The sequence below is a fragment of the Eilatimonas milleporae genome (genome assembly GCF_003688555.1).
Lineage (GTDB): Bacteria > Pseudomonadota > Alphaproteobacteria > Sphingomonadales > Kordiimonadaceae > Eilatimonas > Eilatimonas milleporae.
In genome coordinates, this window is record NZ_REFR01000010.1 from 217,992 (window position 1) to 235,363 (window position 17,372).

The window sequence follows — 17,372 nt, forward strand, 5'->3', positions numbered from 1 at the left end:
CGGTGGGTTTTACGTTATGCCGGTTCAGTCAGGCCGGGGTACGGGTAAGTTTGCGGGCGAGATGACCGAAATAAACGATTTGGAAAATACTGTCGAGAATACCCCGGAGACTGGCGGGGCGGATCGACCCCGGCGGCGGTCCTTGTGGTTCCGGTTGTTCATTTGGGGCGGTGTCCTGGCCGTCTTGGGGGCAGTCGCGGCCGTTTCCGTCATCATATGGGCGATTATCCACTATGGGCGCGATTTGCCCGATTACCGCCAGCTTGCCAATTACGAACCGGCCGTCATCACCCGTATACACGCCGGTGATGGCAGTCTGCTGCGGGAATTCGCACGGCAACCCCGTCTGTTCGTGCCTATCGAGGCCGTGCCCGAGCAATTGGTGAATGCCTTTCTGTCGGCGGAAGACAAAAATTTCTACGACCATGCCGGGCTGGACTATATGGGCATGGTGCGGGCCATGCTGCGCAATGTCATCAGCCTGGCACAGGGGAACCGCCTGCAGGGGGCATCCACCATCACCCAGCAGGTGGCACGCAACTTCCTGCTGACGCTCGATCAGCGTGTGGACCGCAAGATCAAGGAAATGATCCTGACCCTCCGCATAGAGCGGGCGTTCAGCAAGGACCGTATTCTCGAGCTGTATCTCAATGAAATCAATTTCGGCAACCGCTCCTACGGGGTGGCGGCAGCGGCCCTGAATTATTTCAACAAGGCGCTGAACGAACTGACGGTTGCCGAAATGGCCTATCTGGCGGCCCTGCCGAAAGCGCCGCACAATTATCACCCTGTTCGCAACAAGGCCCGTGCGGTCGCGCGCCGGAACTGGGTGCTGAGCCGTATGCATATCCTCGGGTTTATCGATGACGCTCTTTACCGGGCGTCCGTGGACGAGGACCTGGTGATGCGTGAACGTACGGGGCAGGCTCTGTTCAAGGCTGATTATTTCGCCGAGGAAGTGCGCCGGGAGGTTGCCGGGCGATATGGTCAGAAAACCCTTTACGAAGGGGGGTTGTCGGTCCGCACGTCCCTGGAACCGCACTTGCAGCGTATTGCCGAGGCCACCCTGCGTAACGGCCTGATCGCCTATGATCGCCGGCATGGATGGCGCGGCCCCATCGCCCGCACGCAGGTGACCCCGGACTGGAAGGAAAAACTGGCCGCCAGGGCTGTGTCCCTCGGGATGGCTGACTGGCGACTGGCCCTTGTTCATGAAGTGCGTGCGAGCGGGGCGATTATCGGCTTTGCCGATGGCGTATACGGTTTTGTGCCGTTCGAGGCCGTGACATGGGCACGCGCATGGCGCACCGGCGAGCGGTTGGGCCCGAAAGTCAGCGACATGGCGGAAGTTCTGGCCATCGGCGATGTCGTGCCGGTCTCGCCCCTGAACGGAAGCGCCTCGGTTTCTCTGGACAATTTCTGGCAGGAAGACGGTGCGGCCATGGATGCGGTCGCCCAATACCGGTTGGAACAGGTGCCGGCGGTGCAGGGCGGTCTGGTTGCCATGGACCCGCACACAGGGCGTGTCCTGGCGCTGGTCGGCGGCTATGATTATGACGCCAGCGAATATAACCGTGCGACCCAGGCCGAGCGTCAGCCGGGATCGGCTTTCAAGCCATTCGTTTATGCCGCGGCCCTTGACAAGGAGTTCACGCCGGCCAGCCTGGTTCTGGATGCGCCGTTTGTGATCGATCAGGGCGACGGTCTCGGTAAATGGAAGCCCAAGAACAGCTCAAACAGATTTTATGGGCCGAGCACGCTGCGTCTGGGGCTGGAAAAATCCCGCAATCTGATGACGGTGCGGCTGGCGCAATATATCGGGATGCCCGCCATTTTGAATTATGCCCGCCGCTTCGATCTGGCCGGCAATATGGAGCCGTCGCTGGCGGCTTCTCTTGGCGCCGGCGAAGTGACGCTTTTGAAACTGACGGCAGCCTACGGCATGCTGGTCAATGGCGGCAAATACATCGCGCCCAGTCTGATTGACCGGATACAGGACCGGCGCGGGCGTACGATTTATGCCCATGACGGGCGTGACTGCGCTGCCTGTGATCTTCCCTGGACCGGCACGGCATTCGAACCGGATTTGCCGGATTCGCGCCGTACCGTCATCGACCCGCAAACCGCTTTTCAGCTTGTTTCCATGCTGGAAGGGGTGGTCCAGAACGGAACAGGCCGCAAGATCCGTGTTCTCGGGCGCCCCCTTGGCGGTAAAACCGGCACCACCAACGATTCAGCCGATGCCTGGTTTGTCGGCTTTGCCCCCGATTTGGTGGTGGGGGTATTTGTCGGGTTTGATCGGCCGCGTTCTTTGGGACCCGGCGAGGAAGGGTCCAGTGTCGCGGTGCCGATTTTCCGCGATTTCATGCGCGATGCCTTAAAAGGGGAGCCTGCCATCCCGTTCCGCATGCCCACAGGCATTCGGCTGGTGCGGATCAATGCGGAAACGGGCAGACCCGCCCGTTACGGCGAGGAAAAGATGATCCTTGAAGCGTTCAAGCCAGGCACGGAACCCGGCTTTGGCGATGTTGCCGTGCTTGACGGATCGCTGCCAATCGGCGAAACCAAGAGCACCGTGCGCAAGGGGACCGGCGGAATTTATTGATCCGCCAAGCTTTTCATGACACGGCGTTTATCCACCAATCTTTAATGAATATATGAGGAAATCCATGCGCGCGGAAGCCCAAGCGACCGTAGACCAACTCAAGCAGTCCCTGGCACTGCTGAGGAGGCATCTTTGACTGGGATCAGGCTGTTCTCAGACTGGACGAACTGAATACCCTCGCCGAATCTCCCGATTTATGGAACGAGCCTACAAAGGCGCAAAAACTGATGCGGGAACGGACCCGGCTGGACCAGTCGATTTCCGCCGTCAGCGGGATTGAGGGCGACCTTGCCGATACGGTCGAAATCCTTGAAATGGCGACAGCCGAAGGGGATAGCGACATGGAGGCGGAAGCCGAGGCCGCCTTGTCCGGGCTGGCCGAAAAGGCGAAGGCGGCTGAACTGACGGCTCTGCTGTCGGGCGAGGCCGACGGTAATGATACCTATGTGGAAATTCATTCCGGTGCTGGCGGCACGGAGTCCCAGGACTGGGCCAGCATGTTGCTGCGCATGTATGTCCGTTGGGCTGAAAAGCACGGCTTCAAGGTTGAAACCGTACAGTATATGGCGGGCGAGGAGGCCGGCATCAAATCCGCGACCATTCTGGTCAAGGGAGAAAATTCCTATGGCTGGCTGAAGACTGAATCCGGCGTACATCGGCTGGTCCGGATTTCCCCGTATGATTCCAGCGCCAGACGGCACACCAGCTTTGCTTCGGCCTGGGTGTATCCGGTGATCGATGACACAATTGATATTGAGGTCAGCGAGAGCGATCTGAAAGTGGATACTTACCGGGCGTCCGGTGCCGGTGGGCAGCATGTGAATACGACGGATTCCGCCGTTCGCATCACCCATTTACCCAGCGGAATTGTCGTTCAGTGTCAGAATGAGCGATCGCAGCACAAAAATCGCGCCACGGCGATGGCGATGCTGCGCGCGCGTTTATATGAAGCGGAATTGCGCCGGCGTGAAGAAGAAGCCAATGCGGTCAATGCCCAGAAAACCGAAATCGGCTGGGGCCATCAGATTCGCTCTTATGTTCTTCAGCCTTATCAGATGGTGAAGGATCTGCGGACCGGGCAGGAGTCCAGTCAGCCGCAGAACATACTGGACGGAGACCTTGATGATTTCATGGCCGCAGCCCTGGCGGCGCGTGTGCATGGCACCGAAGCGGACGTTTACGATATCGATTAAGGCAAAAGGCGCCGCGAAATCCTGGCTTCGGTAAGCCGGATGTGTCGGGCTTTTGCGGTAAAGCGTACTGATCAAAGGCTGTCCTCAAGCGTGGGGCAGCCTTTTTTGTGGTATTCGAGGGTGTCGGGCTTATTCGGCGGCCGTGGGGGCTTTCAGGAAATCCGGTGCCGGGGTCTCCGTATCCCGTGACGGAGCGGGTAGGGCCCCTGTCTGGGATAACGGATTATCCAGATTGGTGTATGTTCCCGTCAGTTTGGCCCCGGCTTCCACGGTCAGGCTGGCATGATAGACGTCACCCTCAACCCGTGCGGATTTTTCCAGGCGCACGGTCTTTGCCCGGATATCGCCGGAAACCTGGCCACGGATTGTCGCCGTCTCCGCACTGATCATGCCGCTGATCGAACCGGTTTCACCCATGACAAGGCTGCTGCAGGTCAGGTCGCCGATAATGCTTCCGTCCAATTGGACCTCACCGGCGGTTTTCACATGGCCCTCGATTTCCACATCGGCACCGATGATTGATGGGGTGGTCACACTGCCTCCCGTCCTAGCCGTCTGCGCTTTGATATCGTCTTTGGATTTCGCGAACATCCTCTGCCGCCCTCAAAAAAGGTAAAGGATCACGTACCTGTCCATCATACCAGACTTCGAAATGAAGGTGGGTGCCCGTTGTCCGGCCCGTCCGGCCCATGTCGCCGACACGCTGGCCATCCGCGACCGAGTCCCCTACTTTCACGCGCACGCGTTTCATATGACCGTAACGCGTTCTGAAGCCGTTGTCATGGTCAAGCTCGACCATATTGCCATAGGGGCCGTACCATCCCGCATGCACGACCCGACCCGGAGCAGCCGCCAGAATAGCGGTTCCCGGCCATCCGGCCATATCCAGGCCGGGATGATTTGTCCATGTACGCCGCATCGGGTCGCGGCGGCGTCCGAATCGGCTTGAGATATAATAATCCGCCGCCGGTTCGGTGACCGGGAAACTTTGCAGGATTTCCCCGGCGGCCTCACGCCGTTGCCAATTGTCGAAAAGGTCCTGGAAAAGGCTACCGTCTTCCATATCGAAGATGGCCGGAAAGCCGGCCTCGGGCATATAGGGGCCGCCAACGGCCTGCGCCGCACCGCTCCACTTGTCAAACAGGGTGGCGGTGTCCAGCCTGGTCGCCGTGATGGCCTCGTCAATGCGTTTCAATTCTCCGCTGACACTGTCATGCAGCAACGATGCAACATGTCGTTGACGCTGGTCAGTTTCGCGCAGAAGGGCGACAATGGCCTCCCTGCGGTCGGTATGGCCGGGTTCCACCGTCATACTGTGGGATGTGGCGCTGTTCAGATAGGAAATTGGGCGTGCCTGATCCGTTTCGGCGCTGCCTGTGGTCATCTCCGGTGCCGATGTACGGTCGGTGGCTGTGACGGTTTCATTTTCCGTCGCCGCTTCGGCCTGTACCGTCCGGTTGTGGTTCCGTCTGGCCGGCTCATTGGCGTCAATCAGGCTTTCAAGGAATTGCTGCCGTTCCTGCAGTTTTAGCGCCCGCTGTTCCACATCGCGCTCAAGGCGGGTGTAATCGCGGTTCAGGGCATCATAATCGGCTGAAAGTGCATTGAGGGCTCGTTCCTTGGACGCAAGAACACTGTCACGCGTCAAGAAAACATAGCTTGTCGTCAGTCCCCAAATCGCCAAGGCGACGCCGGCGGATGCCAGGCCCATCTGCACATAGCTCGTGATGGTGATGAAGCGGACACGCCCCTCACTGCGCAGGAAAAGCTGCCGTTCGGGGAAAACCCTGCGGCGCCAATCCTCAACCCTTTTTGCTATGACACTTATGCCTCGCAACAAAACGACCTCACCTGAACCGTGGCGACCCCAACCCTTTGGTATCGCCATTTATTTTAGCGTGTTTTAATGTTTTAGAGAACCAGTGGCGATACGCCCAGCGCCCTTGGCATGCATTCCAGCCATTTTGCAAGGACAGGTCAAGCCTTGGATCACACTCTATGTATCTTACGGATTGGAAATAAGGGACTTTCCCGGTGACACAGGTGTGACGGCAAGAGGTTCGTACCAGTCCGCCGGCAGACCGGCTTCCTCGCGTGCAAGCGTGTTAAAGGGCGGTTTCAGAAGGCCTTTGAACCTCTGACGTACCAGCGTTTGGAATAGCTTCTGCGGGTCCGCGTTGCGCTTGCCGGCAATGAAGTGAAACCATCGGCTGCCGGCCGCCACATGTGAAGTTTCCTCTTCGTAAATGGTCTTAAGGGCCTTGGCCGATGCCGAATCGCCGGTTTTCTCAAAGCGCATTATCATTGCCGGTGTGACATCAAGGCCGCGGGCTTCCAGCACCATTGGAACAACGGCCAGCCGTGCCGCGATGTCGTCCATTGTGGCCAGGGCCGATTCCCACAGGCCGTCATGGGCGGGCAATGCCCCGTAAAAACTGCCCATATCCTTCAGACGGTTCTGTAAAAGGGTGAAATGACGTGCTTCGTCAGCGCCGACCCGTATCCAGTCATCGAGGAAGGATCGCGGCATACCGGGGGCAAAACGCGCCACCATGTCAAAGGCAAGGTCGATGGCATTCAGTTCAATGTGCGCGACGGCATGGATAAGCGCTGTACGGGTTTCCAGGCTGCCCGCCTTGCGCCGTTTGGGCATGCGGGCAGGGGGCAGCAGTTCGGGCCTGACAGGTCTGGCCGGTCTGTCGGGCGGCGTGTACGAATGTGTGTCCGGCGCGGAGAGGGTCAGCGCATCGTTTTGCCACAAGGCGGCGACGTCCCTGGCCGTCGCCGCCTTGGCATCGGCATCAGCGGTCCGCAGGACGGCAATGGCTGCCGCATGAACCGTTGTCCATGGTCTGGATGTGATGCGGCTTTCCGTTGGCATCATACCGCCTCAGGTACCGAAGGCGTCCGTGTCAGAGGGCGCGAACGGCGTCCAGAACCTCGTCCGCATGACCCTTGACCTTGACCTTGGGCCAGATGCGGCTGATCACGCCATTCCCATCGATCAGGAAGGTGGCGCGCTGGATTCCCATATAGGTTTTGCCATACATGCGCTTTTCCACCCAGACGCCGTAGGCCTCCGTGACATGGCCATCCTCATCGGCGCCCAGAATGACTTTCAGATCGTGCTTGGCCGTGAATTTGTCATGTTTGGCGACAGTATCGCGGGATACGCCGATAACGGTTGCACCCAGCGCATCAAACTCATCTCTGCGGTCGGTGAAGTCCTTGGCTTCCGTTGTGCAGCCGGGCGTATCGTCCTTGGGATAAAAGTAAAGGACAACGGGTTTTCCCTTCAGGTCCTTCAGCGCGAGTGTGTCGCCCCCGGAGACGGGCAGGGTGAAGTCGGGGGCAGTCTGACCTTCTTCAAGGCTCATGTATTCTCTCCATTTGTCGGCTGGCCGTCACTGTGCGGGGTCTGCAGGTCGCCGGCCGGCACCGTGATGAGTTGCTGGAAAATGCTGTAAACGATGCCTTGGCTACGGGACAAGGCCTGTTTCAGATCATCAAAGGTCTTCAGGCCGGTGGCATGGCACAGTATTTCGCGCAACCCCGGCGGCAGGTCGCTGTCCGTGCCGGGTATGGTCTCGCCGAATGACAGCCGCAGAATTGCCTGGATATTGCTTTGCAGCCAGTACGCCTTGTCCAGAGCCTCCGCCGTGTCCCGGGCCAGAATGCCGTGTTGCGCCAGACCTTTTAGGCAGTCGCTGATTGACGGTGTGAACAGGGCCCGCGTGTTTTCCCCGTCACGCAGCATCAGATACTGGCAGATGAATTCGATATCGACCAGACCGCCACGCCCGTGTTTCACTGCCCAGTCCTGTGACGCACGGGTGTTTTCGGCCAGTTTTGCTCTCATATCGGCGACGGCCAGCAACAGGGCAGGGCCGTCATGCTGGCAGGTCAGAACGGACAGAATCGTGTTGTTGAGCGGTCCGGCCATGCTGTCCGGCGCCAATATGAGACGCGCGCGGGTAAGAGCCATGTGCTCCCACATCCAGGCCGCGCTGCGATAATAATCGGCAAAGGTTTTCAATGTCACGACCAGCGGCCCTTGCGCACCGGACGGGCGTAGGCGGGTGTCCACCTCGAACAGACGGCCCGCGGGTGTCAGCGCTGTAATCGCGGTGACCACCTGTTGCACCAGACGCGAATAATACTGACTGGGGCCAAGCGGCTTCGGCCCGTCCGACTGTATGGCTGCCGATGACGGATCCGCCAGCGGCACGTGGTACAGAAAGACAAGATCCAGATCCGACGTATGGGTCAGTTCCCGTCCGCCGTATTTGCCCATGGCCAGAACGGCCAGACCGCCGCCCCGGATGCGGCCGAATTTTTCGGTAAAGCTGTCCTCTACCCTTGGGATCAGAAGCTTTAACGCCACATCGGCCACACGGGCGAGCGCGGTACCGCATTCCCGTACATCGGCAAGACCTTCCAGCATGTGCACGCCGATGCGGAAGCGGTGTTCGCCGACAAAGTGGCGCACGGCGTCCAGCATGTCCTGATAGTCGGCGGCGCGTTCGAACATGGTGGACAGACGCGTTTCAAGAACGGTTTCGTCCTCAATGGGGGCGAAAAACTCCGGATCCAGCACCGTATCCCAGAGGCCGGGCTGTTTCGCCAGGGTTTCCGCCAGTGCCGGGGCCAGACCCATGATGCGTGCGACTAGCCGGAACAGGTTCGGATTGGCCTGAAACAGGGAGAAAATCTGTACGCCCGACGGTAACTGGCCGAGCCAGGAGTCAAAACGGACAAGCGCCGCACTGGGGGCTGCCGTCATGGACAGGGCTTCCGTCAACGGCGCCAGGCAGCAGTCCAACAGTTCGCGGGCGCGCTGGGTTTTCAAAGCCCGGTACCGCCCGCGCCGCCATATGGCGATCCGCTCGGCACTGCCGGCAGGGTCTTCAAACCCAAGATCGCGGAGCGTTGCCTCAAGGGCATCCGGAGAGAAAGCCGGCTCGGCGCCGCTGTTGGCGCTGTCCGGCATCAGATCGTCAAAGTGGGAGCGGACAATCCTTGTATGGTGGCCCAGCGCGCTTTCCAGTGCACCGGCATCTGTGAAGCCGGCGAAGCCGGCGACATGATCCAGACCGTTCCGGTCTTCCGGCAGGCGGTGTGTCTGCTCATCCGCGATCATCTGCAGGCGGTGTTCCAACATGCGCAGGAAGTAATAGGCCGCTGTCAGGTCCCTGGCCGTTGTCTCTGGCAGCAGTCCTTCGGTGACAAGGGTTTGCAGCGTGACAAGGGTTTCCCTGCTGCGGAGGGCGGGGCGCCGGCCGCCATGCAGCAGCTGGTTGATCTGGGCGAAAAACTCTATCTCGCGAATGCCGCCCGGCCCAAGTTTCACATCATAGCCTGCGAAGGTTTTGTCCGTCTGGCCAAAGTGGCTGTGTACCTGGTCCTTCAGGGCGGAAATATCGGCAAGGGCGGCAAAGTCTATGGTGCGTCGCCAGATCCAGCTGCCCAGGTGGTCCAGATATTCCGCCGCCGCCTGTCTGTCGCCCGCGATGAAACGGGCCTTGATCATGGCCGACCGTTCCCAGTTCAGCGCTGAGGACTGGTAATAGCTTTCCGCGGCATGGGTGCTGATGGCAACGGGTGTCGCGCCCGGGTCGGGTCTCAGACGCAGGTCGACCCTGAAGACATACCCGTCCGCCGTGCGCTGATCCAAAAGGGCGATCAGATCCTGGGTCAGCCGGATCATCGCATCGCCGGCTGTCTTTCGGCCGTCATAGCGCACGCGGGCGGGGTCGTAGAGGGCCACCAGATCAATGTCGGAGGAATAATTCAACTCCCGCCCGCCGTGTTTACCGAGGGCAAGGATAAAATATCCGCTTGGGTCATCATATGTCGGGTCGACCATATCCGGCGTTCCGTCCGGTGTGCCGATTTCCCCTTTTGCCCGACGCTCCGCGACAAGATGTGCCAGGCCGAGCTGTACGGCGGCGTCCGCAAAGGCGCTCAAACCATGGGTAATGTCTTCCAGGCTTGCGGTGCCGCCGACATCCTCGGCCGCGAGAACAAGGGCTGTTTCCGCTTTTTTGCGTCTGAGATAACCGGCCAACTGGGCGCGGGATTCCTCTTTGGGCCGGATACTCTCCATATCCCGGAGAATCGCCTGCATCAACGCTGGGCGCTGTCCGCGCAGGACCTCGCAGGCGAACTCCGGCATCTGCTGTGCCAGGCGGGCAAGATATGGGCTGTTTCCGAACAGGGTGTCGCTCAATGCCCGTGCCGTTGGCGGCAGGATATGTGCGCCGGCAAATTCCTGCAAATGTGCCCAAATTTCGTCGGCTTTGCGGCTATCATGAGGGGGGATGTGTGGACGCGAGGACAGGGCCATGGTCTAAAGGGCCGTATATAAGATGTGATTGACCCGCGAAACCGGGTAACGGGGCAAGCACATGGGTGACGGACATACTTGTGTGACATCCCGGACGTGCAGACCGGATGCTGGAGTGTCGGCAGCATCGGTGCGGAAATCAAGACCCGTACACAGCCAGCGCGGTATTATTGTGTACAACATGCGAGTGACGGCGGATTGAAAAGATTGGTCAGCATAACAGTCAAGGCCGGTGTTTGGGCCTTAACCGGACTTGTACTTTTCATGACCTTCGCCATTGGCCGTTTGATGGTGTCGCCGGTTGATCTGGCATTCGCGCGGGACACCATTCTGGCGCAGGCCGCCGCGGCCGCCCCTGGCTGGACATTGGATTTTCAGGGCGCCAGGATCGGTTGGGACTGGTACGATGTAAGGCCGTGGATCCATCTGGAACAGGTAACGGTCCGCCCGCCGGCTCCGGTATTGGGCGATGTGTCAGCGACCGGTGGGGAGAATGGCGCTGTACTGCGTGTTCCCGCACTGCGCCTTGGCCTGACCTATCGGACCCTTTTCGGTGAAATTGATTTTTCCAGACTGCAGCTTGACGGTCTCGCGGTTGATGTTCCGGAACGGGTGTGGCGGCCGCTTGTGGTCCCCTCGGGTGAACGCGGCGACACCCGTTTCGAGCCGGAACGGATGGCGCTGTTCGTGCAGGGCCTTGAAGAGGTCCTTGCCCGCGGGCGCAGCGGTCTCCCTGGACTGAGACATGTTGAACTGCGCGGCGCCCGGTTGACGCTTCTCGGTCGGGAACCGGGCCTGGATATTGATCCGGGCGATGGTGCCGACAAAGACATTCTTCTGTCCCTGCCGGTGTTCCGGCTGGACATATATGGCGGCGATGCGGCTGTGACGACCCAGCTGGATCTGGCGCTGGGCACTGTGCCTCTGGGATTGCGCATGGACGCCCGGTATGACGGTGAGACGCGCAATCTTGAACTGTCCGGGGCGGTGACGGATCTGGTTCCGGCCGACCTGCCGGCTCTGCACAGCGAGATTGTCCTGCCGGATGTGCTGAATTATCTCCACCTTCCCGTGGCTCTTGACATCGAGGCCTTGCTTACCGCGACCGGCGGTTTGCGCCGGGCCCGGTTCGGGATCGATATCGGCGAAGGCGTTCTCAGCCATCCTGTCGCCTATCCGAAACCAGCGCCGATCCGGTACGGTACGGCCGTCGCGTCGTTTGAGGCCGACAGCGCCGAATTGCGTCTCGAACAGTTGGAACTGGCGCTTCAGTCAGCGGTTATTCAAAGCGACGGCCTTCTTTACTGGGAAAAGGGCAAGACCGCTCCCGGTGTCAATATGGCGGGCACCGTCGGGCGTATGACAATTCCCGAACTGTTGACCTATTGGCCGATCCGGCGGCATCCGGACGGGCGGGAGCGGGGAGCGCGTGCCTGGGTTTTTCAGCAGATGCTGGACGGCGAGGTTACCAATGCGCGCTTTGCAATCAATGCCGACACCGACGGGCAGGGCGCGTTTGAACAGGGCAGCCCGTTTCTGGTCACATTCGATTTTGACCATATCGACAGCTATTTCGTGACCACCATGCCGCCGCTTTACGAAGCCGTGGGCTCCGGCCGCATGACGCGGAAAACCATGCAGATGGATATCCGTTCGGCAATGGTCGAGGGCCTGCCGGTGGGCCGGTCGTCCGCCCTGCTGACCGATCTGGATGTCAGGCAGGAAAGCTACGGCACCTTTAACGTCACCCTGAAAAGCGAAATCGCCCAGATGCTGTCCGGCCTGAACCATCATCCTGTCCGCATGCTGGATAAGGTGAACATCAGCCTTGATCGTCTGCGCGGTCAGGCCGAAACCCAGGCCGAAATCGGTATGTATCTGGGACGTACCGCCGAGAATGCCGATGTACGCTACAATATCGCAGCCGTTCTGCACGATCTGGAAGTGGATGACATTCTGGAGGGAGAGGGCCTGCGCAGCGGTGAAATCGTCATGCGCCTGGACAATGACACACTGGTTGCCGAGGGCGTCGGCACCGTCAACAGTGTGCCCCTGAACCTGCTGTGGCGGGAAACGTTCAAACCGGATGCCGGCGGGTGGAAAAGCGACCTGTCCGCCTGGGGGCGGGCAACGGCCGCCCAGCTTGAAAACCTGAAAGTACCGGTGACCGAATATGCGGTCGGCCCCCTTTATGTGCGTGGCCGTTTTCTCGGGGACGGGGTCAATTTTCATGAAGGAACGTTTTCCGCCGATCTGACGGACAGTGCCTTGCGCATTCGGGAACTGGCATGGGCCAAGCCCGCCGGTCAGGTGGTGCAAACCCATGGGCGTCTGCGCTTCCGGGACGAGGCAACCTATATCGACGCGATGACCGTGACCGGCGATGACATTGACGCGCATCTGGATATCGTCGCCTACAAGGACGGTACGGTGATGGCGGATACGGTGTTTTCCCGGTTGGGCAGCAACACATTCAAAGCCCGGATAGCCCGTGCGGCTCCCCTATTTCCATCCGGCGGGGAGGCCGTCTTTCCCCCGTGGCAGGTGAATGTCATGGCGGATACGCTGGATATCCGCCCTTTTCTGGAGGAGCCGACCGCTGCCATGGCGGCTTTTGACGTCCTTGCCGCGGAACGCGCGGCGTTGGCGGACATCAAGGCGCCCTCCGACGAGGACGCGGATCTGGCGATCAGTACGGACAGGCTGATCCTGCTGAACGGCGAAAGCCTTTCCGGTCTGTCCCTAGCGGCCCGGTTCCGCGATGGTGAACCCAAGGAGGTGGATCTGACCGCCCGCCACATGGAAAGCGGATTGCCCATGTCCCTGAGCATTGTCGAGCAGGGCGGGGCAGAAGACCGTGATGATGCCGGCCAGCTGTTTAGCCTGGCCAGTGCCGATGGCGGTGCCTTTCTGCGTGCCATGGGATATTTCGCGCATATGAGGGGCGGCACCCTGGCGGCTTATGGCACGACGCGTGGCTGGGGCGACCGTCTGAGCCTGAAGGGGATCGCCAACAGCGATACGGCGACGATCTTCCGCCAGTCCGCTTTTAGCGACGATGTGACTGTCGGCATTATGCCGGGCCTGGACAATTATGTGAATGAGGACGGGCTGCTGATGTCGACCTTCAATGCCACCCTGGCGTATGAAAACGGGCTGATTGATTTTGACAAATTCCAGGCCAACGGCCCCAGAATCGGTATGACCATGGAAGGGGAAGTGGGCGTGCGTGTCGGCAAGGTCAATGTAAACGGTGTTATCGTACCGGCTTACGGGCTGAATTCACTGTTCGGGCGTATTCCCATCATCGGGACATTGCTGTCCGGCGGTAAGGGCAAGGGACTGATCGGGTTTGCCTACAGGGTGAAGGGAACCCTTGATGAGCCGACGGTCAGCGTCAATCCGCTGTCCGGCCTGGCCCCCGGTTTCCTGAGAGGGATTTTCGAGGGATCGAAAGGCAAGGTGGCCGATGTGGAAACCCCGGTGCCTGAACCGGACGAAGACACACCGGCAGAGCCCAGTCCGCAACAACCGCCCGCCGGCGGACAAAACATCGGCGGACAGGGGGGCGACACCAGGCCCCGCACCGGCCCCAGTCAGGGTATTGGTGACAGCCCTGAGGATACTGAAGAGGCCGGCATGAAAACGGCCGGCAAGAATGGAACGGGTCCTCTGCCCACCCCGGCCCCATGAAAGGGGCCATGCGAGGCAGGCAGAGAAAAACGGCTATCCGTCGACGGCGATCCGGATCAGGGCGTGCCGTTTTTTTCCGGCGGACAGTTTTGCCTGACCCGTGCTGAGCGCCGACATTTCCAGCACCTGCGTCTCATCGCTGACCGGCTGGTCGTTCAGGCGTGCACCGCCCTGCTTGATCAGGCGACGGATTTCGCCCTTTGATTTTCCGAGACCGGTTTCGACAAACAGGTCGACAAGAAGTGGCCCGGCCGCGAGCATGTCCCGGCTGAGGGTAATACTGGGCAGGTCGCTGCCGGCGCCGCCCTGGGCGAATGTTTCCTGCGCTGTGCTTTCGGCCGATTTCGCAGCGTCCGGTCCCCGGCACAAGGCGGTTGCCTCATTGGCCAGAACGGTTTTGGCCTCATTGATTTCGGCCCCGTCCAGGGCTTCCAGCCGCGCGATTTCATCCAGCGGCAATTCGGTGAACAGCCGCAGGAAACGTCCGACATCGCTGTCCTGGGTGTTACGCCAGAATTGCCAGTAATCGTAAGCGGGCAATTGTGCCTCGTTCAGCCATATGGCGCCATTTGCGGTTTTGCCCATTTTTTTGCCGTCAGCCGTGGTGATCAGGGGTGACGTCAAACCGAACACCTGGGTGCCGTCCACGCGGCGGGTCAGTTCAACGCCGTTGATGATATTGCCCCATTGGTCCGATCCCCCCATTTGCAGGCGGCAGTTCCTGCGGCGCGCCAATTCCAGGAAATCGTATGCCTGCAGGATCATATAGTTGAATTCCAGGAAGGTGAGCGGTTGCTCCCTGTCCAGCCGCAGCTTGACACTGTCGAAGGTCAGCATGCGGTTGATGGTGAAATGGGGGCCCATTTCACGCAGGAAATCGATGTAGCTCAGATCGTCCAGCCAGTCCGCGTTGTTGACGGTGATGGCGGCCGCCGGGTTCCGGTCGGAGAAGTCCAGAAAATGCTCAAAAATTCCGTGAATGCCGGTCATGTATTCCGCCAGCGTTGCGTCGTCCAGCAGCTTGCGGGCCGTATCCTTACCGGAGGGATCGCCCACGCGGCTTGTCCCGCCGCCCATCAGTACGACCGGTTTGTTGCCTGTTTTCTGGAGCCAGCGCAGCATCATGATCTGAACGAGACTGCCGACATGCAGGGACGGCCCCGTGCAGTCGAAACCGATATAAGCGGTCACCGGTCCATCCTTGAACAGGCGGTCCAGACCTTCCAGGTCCGTGGCCTGATGGATAAATTCCCTTTCGCGGAGAATACGCAGAAAGTCGGACGTGATTTCGCTCATGGTTCGGTTCCTCGGACAGTATGCGGCATGGATGGGATATCGGGTCCACTGCCACGAAGCGCGTCCTCTAGCACAGGCCGGCGGCACAGGCCAAGGGGACAGCGTATCCGATGGACAAGAAGGCCTTTTTCCGGACGGAGAGTGACAGCGGGCGCACCGCATTTTGCGGGGGCGGGATCAATTGCGTCGTGGTGTTCCCATTATACTGGTCATACCCGGCACATGGTCCTATGGTCTCGTGAATTGAGAGTTTTTACCGAGTAAGCCGACCGGGATTACAGATGTCTTCTTCCTCCACACCTTCTGGTGCCGTGCCGTCCTTTTCCAACCTTGATGCCCTTATGGATGGCCGCGAGTGTTATGTCATAGGCATGATGAGCGGGACGTCGATGGACGGCGTGGACGCCGCCCTGATCCGTACGGACGGTGAAAGGGTGACCGAGTTTGGACCGACGCTGACCAACAGCTATGACGAGGATACGCGGCGGCGGATACGCGAGGGGATCCAGCTGGCCTTCTGTCAGGGGCGGCCCGGCGGTGACGGCGGAAATTCTGAAAATCTTCCGGAAGAGCTTCGCCAGCTGGAACGGCATCTGACGGAGCTGCACGCCGAGGCTGCCGCAGAATTGCTGATGGAATGGGGCGAACGTGCCAGCAATGTTGCTGTGATCGGGTTGCACGGGCATACCCTGGCGCACCGTCCCGACCAGGGCTGGACCTGGCAAATCGGTGACGGGGCGGGCCTGTCGGGGCAGCTCGGTCTGCCGGTTGTTTTCGATTTCCGCAGTGCCGACATGGCGGCCGGCGGGCAGGGCGCACCGTTGGTTCCGCTATATCACGCGGCGCTGCTGCGGGCCGAGCGGCGTCACGACCGGGTTGCCGTGCTGAATATCGGCGGTGTCGCCAATGTGACCTGGATCGATTTCTCCAGAAGCGAAATCGATCCGGATATTCTGGCATTCGATACCGGCCCCGGCAACGCCATGCTGGACGACTGGGCTGCCATACAAACCGGTGTGCCATGTGACACGGACGGCGAGCTGGCCGCCACGGGCCGCCTGCACACGGATGTTCTGTCCAGTATGCTCGCATCGCCATATTTTGATGAAGCACCGCCCAAAACGCTGGACCGGGATGATTTTACCATTCAGTCGGTGCGCGGTTTGTCGGCGGCGGACGGTGCGACGACGCTGACCGATTTTGTCGTTGAGTCCATCGTGGCGGCGCAAAGCCATTTCCCGCAGCCGGTCGAAGCCTGGTATGTCTGCGGCGGGGGCCGGCACAACAAGACGCTGATGCGCCGGCTGCGCAGTCATCTTCCGGTGCTGACAGATCCGGTGGAAATTCTGGGATGGCGCGGCGATGCCCTGGAGGCCGAGGCGTTCGGTTTTCTGGCTGCGCGCAGCGTACGCGGTTTGCCGACAAGCCTGCCGTCCACCACCGGATGCAGGGTGCCGACCGTGGGGGGGCGTCTGATCCTGCCCGGTTCGGACTGACCGTCCCGGCCATCCTGGTCGCATACCGGTCAGGGCCGTGCCGGTGTTATTCCCTGCCGCTCAAACGTTTGTTCAGATACGTATTCACCACGGCCATCAGTTCGTTCAACTCATTCTCAAAGAAATGATTCGCCTGTTTGACCACCGCATGGTCGATGGTGATGCCTTTCTGGCTTTGCAGTTTTTCGACCAGCTTGATGGTTGAAATCGGCGTGACCAGATCGTCTTCTTCCGCCTGAACGATGATACCGGAAGACGGGCAGGGTGCCAGAAAGGAGAAGTCGTATAAATTGGCCGGCGGCGACACGGAGATAAAACCCTTGATTTCCGGCCGGCGCATCAGAAGCTGCATACCGATCCACGCGCCGAAGGAAATGCCGGCAATCCAGGTTCCGGTGGAATTGGGTGTCATCGCCTGTAGCCAGTCGAGGGCGGACGCGGCATCGGACAATTCCCCGGTGCCATTGTCGAATTCGCCCTGGCTGCGGCCCACGCCGCGGAAATTGAAGCGCAACGTGGCAAATCCCCGGTGTACGAAGGCATGATACAGATAATAGGTAACCTTGTTATCCATATTGCCGCCATATTGCGGATGCGGATGAAGGATCAGTGCGACAGGCGCCGTATCGGACTTTCCAGGGTGGTAACGGCCTTCAAGGCGTCCGGCGGGTCCGTTGAAAATAACTTCGGGCATATATGTGTCCGTACTTTCGCGCTTGGCCGGCGGGGCGGGCGCTGGGTGT

11 protein-coding genes are annotated in these 17,372 nt (G+C 60.1%); 4 read left to right on the top strand and 7 right to left on the bottom strand.

Annotation, left to right across the window (positions count from 1 at the left end; genetic code table 11):
• The first annotated feature begins 61 nt into the window (after positions 1–61).
• Both BXY39_RS05820 and prfB read left to right on the top strand, forming a co-directional pair.
• On the top strand, positions 62–2,605 hold the full coding sequence (locus tag BXY39_RS05820) for a penicillin-binding protein 1A (protein ID WP_121938369.1): 2,544 nt from the start codon (positions 62–64) through the stop codon (positions 2,603–2,605).
• Between the two features lie 64 nt (positions 2,606–2,669).
• Positions 2,670–3,798 (top strand): peptide chain release factor 2 gene (gene prfB, locus BXY39_RS05825; RefSeq protein ID WP_121937916.1). Its coding sequence is split into 2 segments (ribosomal slippage): positions 2,670–2,738 and positions 2,740–3,798, totalling 1,128 coding nucleotides; the frame shifts between segments, so codons are not numbered across the junction.
• A gap of 129 nt (positions 3,799–3,927) precedes the next feature.
• Here prfB and BXY39_RS05830 read toward each other — a convergent pair.
• The 5 genes from BXY39_RS05830 to BXY39_RS05850 form a co-directional block, all read right to left on the bottom strand.
• Positions 3,928–4,332 (bottom strand): bactofilin family protein, encoded by a 405-nt coding sequence (locus tag BXY39_RS05830; protein ID WP_170163657.1) that lies wholly within the window; start codon positions 4,330–4,332, stop codon positions 3,928–3,930.
• 13 nt (positions 4,333–4,345) lie between these two features.
• Complete coding sequence (locus BXY39_RS05835) at positions 4,346–5,638, bottom strand: peptidoglycan DD-metalloendopeptidase family protein (protein ID WP_170163658.1); 1,293 nt, start codon at positions 5,636–5,638, stop codon at positions 4,346–4,348.
• A 165-nt stretch (positions 5,639–5,803) separates the two neighbouring features.
• Positions 5,804–6,682 carry a ferritin-like domain-containing protein gene (locus tag BXY39_RS05840; protein ID WP_245998977.1) on the bottom strand — a complete coding sequence of 293 codons (879 nt, stop codon included), beginning with the start codon at positions 6,680–6,682 and terminating at the stop codon, positions 5,804–5,806.
• Between the two features lie 28 nt (positions 6,683–6,710).
• On the bottom strand, positions 6,711–7,175 hold the full coding sequence (bcp, locus tag BXY39_RS05845; protein WP_121937919.1) for a thioredoxin-dependent thiol peroxidase: 465 nt from the start codon (positions 7,173–7,175) through the stop codon (positions 6,711–6,713).
• On the bottom strand, positions 7,172–10,075 hold the full coding sequence (locus tag BXY39_RS05850; RefSeq protein ID WP_170163659.1) for a bifunctional [glutamine synthetase] adenylyltransferase/[glutamine synthetase]-adenylyl-L-tyrosine phosphorylase: 2,904 nt from the start codon (positions 10,073–10,075) through the stop codon (positions 7,172–7,174). Before BXY39_RS05850 ends, bcp begins: the two co-directional genes overlap by 4 nt.
• A gap of 333 nt (positions 10,076–10,408) precedes the next feature.
• Between BXY39_RS05850 and BXY39_RS05855 the strand changes: the two genes are divergently transcribed.
• Positions 10,409–13,837, top strand: a complete 3,429-nt coding sequence (locus BXY39_RS05855; protein WP_147453485.1) for a YhdP family protein — start codon at positions 10,409–10,411, stop codon at positions 13,835–13,837.
• A 33-nt stretch (positions 13,838–13,870) separates the two neighbouring features.
• Here the strand turns inward: BXY39_RS05855 and tyrS are convergent, their stop codons facing one another.
• A complete protein-coding gene (tyrS, locus tag BXY39_RS05860) occupies positions 13,871–15,133 on the bottom strand; it encodes a tyrosine--tRNA ligase (RefSeq protein ID WP_121937922.1) in 1,263 nt (420 codons plus the stop codon).
• Positions 15,134–15,474: 341 nt separating this feature from the next.
• Here tyrS and BXY39_RS05865 point away from each other — a divergent pair, with 341 nt between their 5' ends.
• Positions 15,475–16,629 (top strand): anhydro-N-acetylmuramic acid kinase, encoded by a 1,155-nt coding sequence (locus tag BXY39_RS05865; protein ID WP_211332135.1) that lies wholly within the window; start codon positions 15,475–15,477, stop codon positions 16,627–16,629.
• A 46-nt stretch (positions 16,630–16,675) separates the two neighbouring features.
• Here BXY39_RS05865 and BXY39_RS05870 read toward each other — a convergent pair whose 3' ends face one another.
• Positions 16,676–17,323, bottom strand: coding sequence for an alpha/beta hydrolase (locus BXY39_RS05870; protein ID WP_121937923.1), 648 nt, complete (start codon positions 17,321–17,323; stop codon positions 16,676–16,678).
• Positions 17,324–17,372 lie beyond the last annotated feature (49 nt).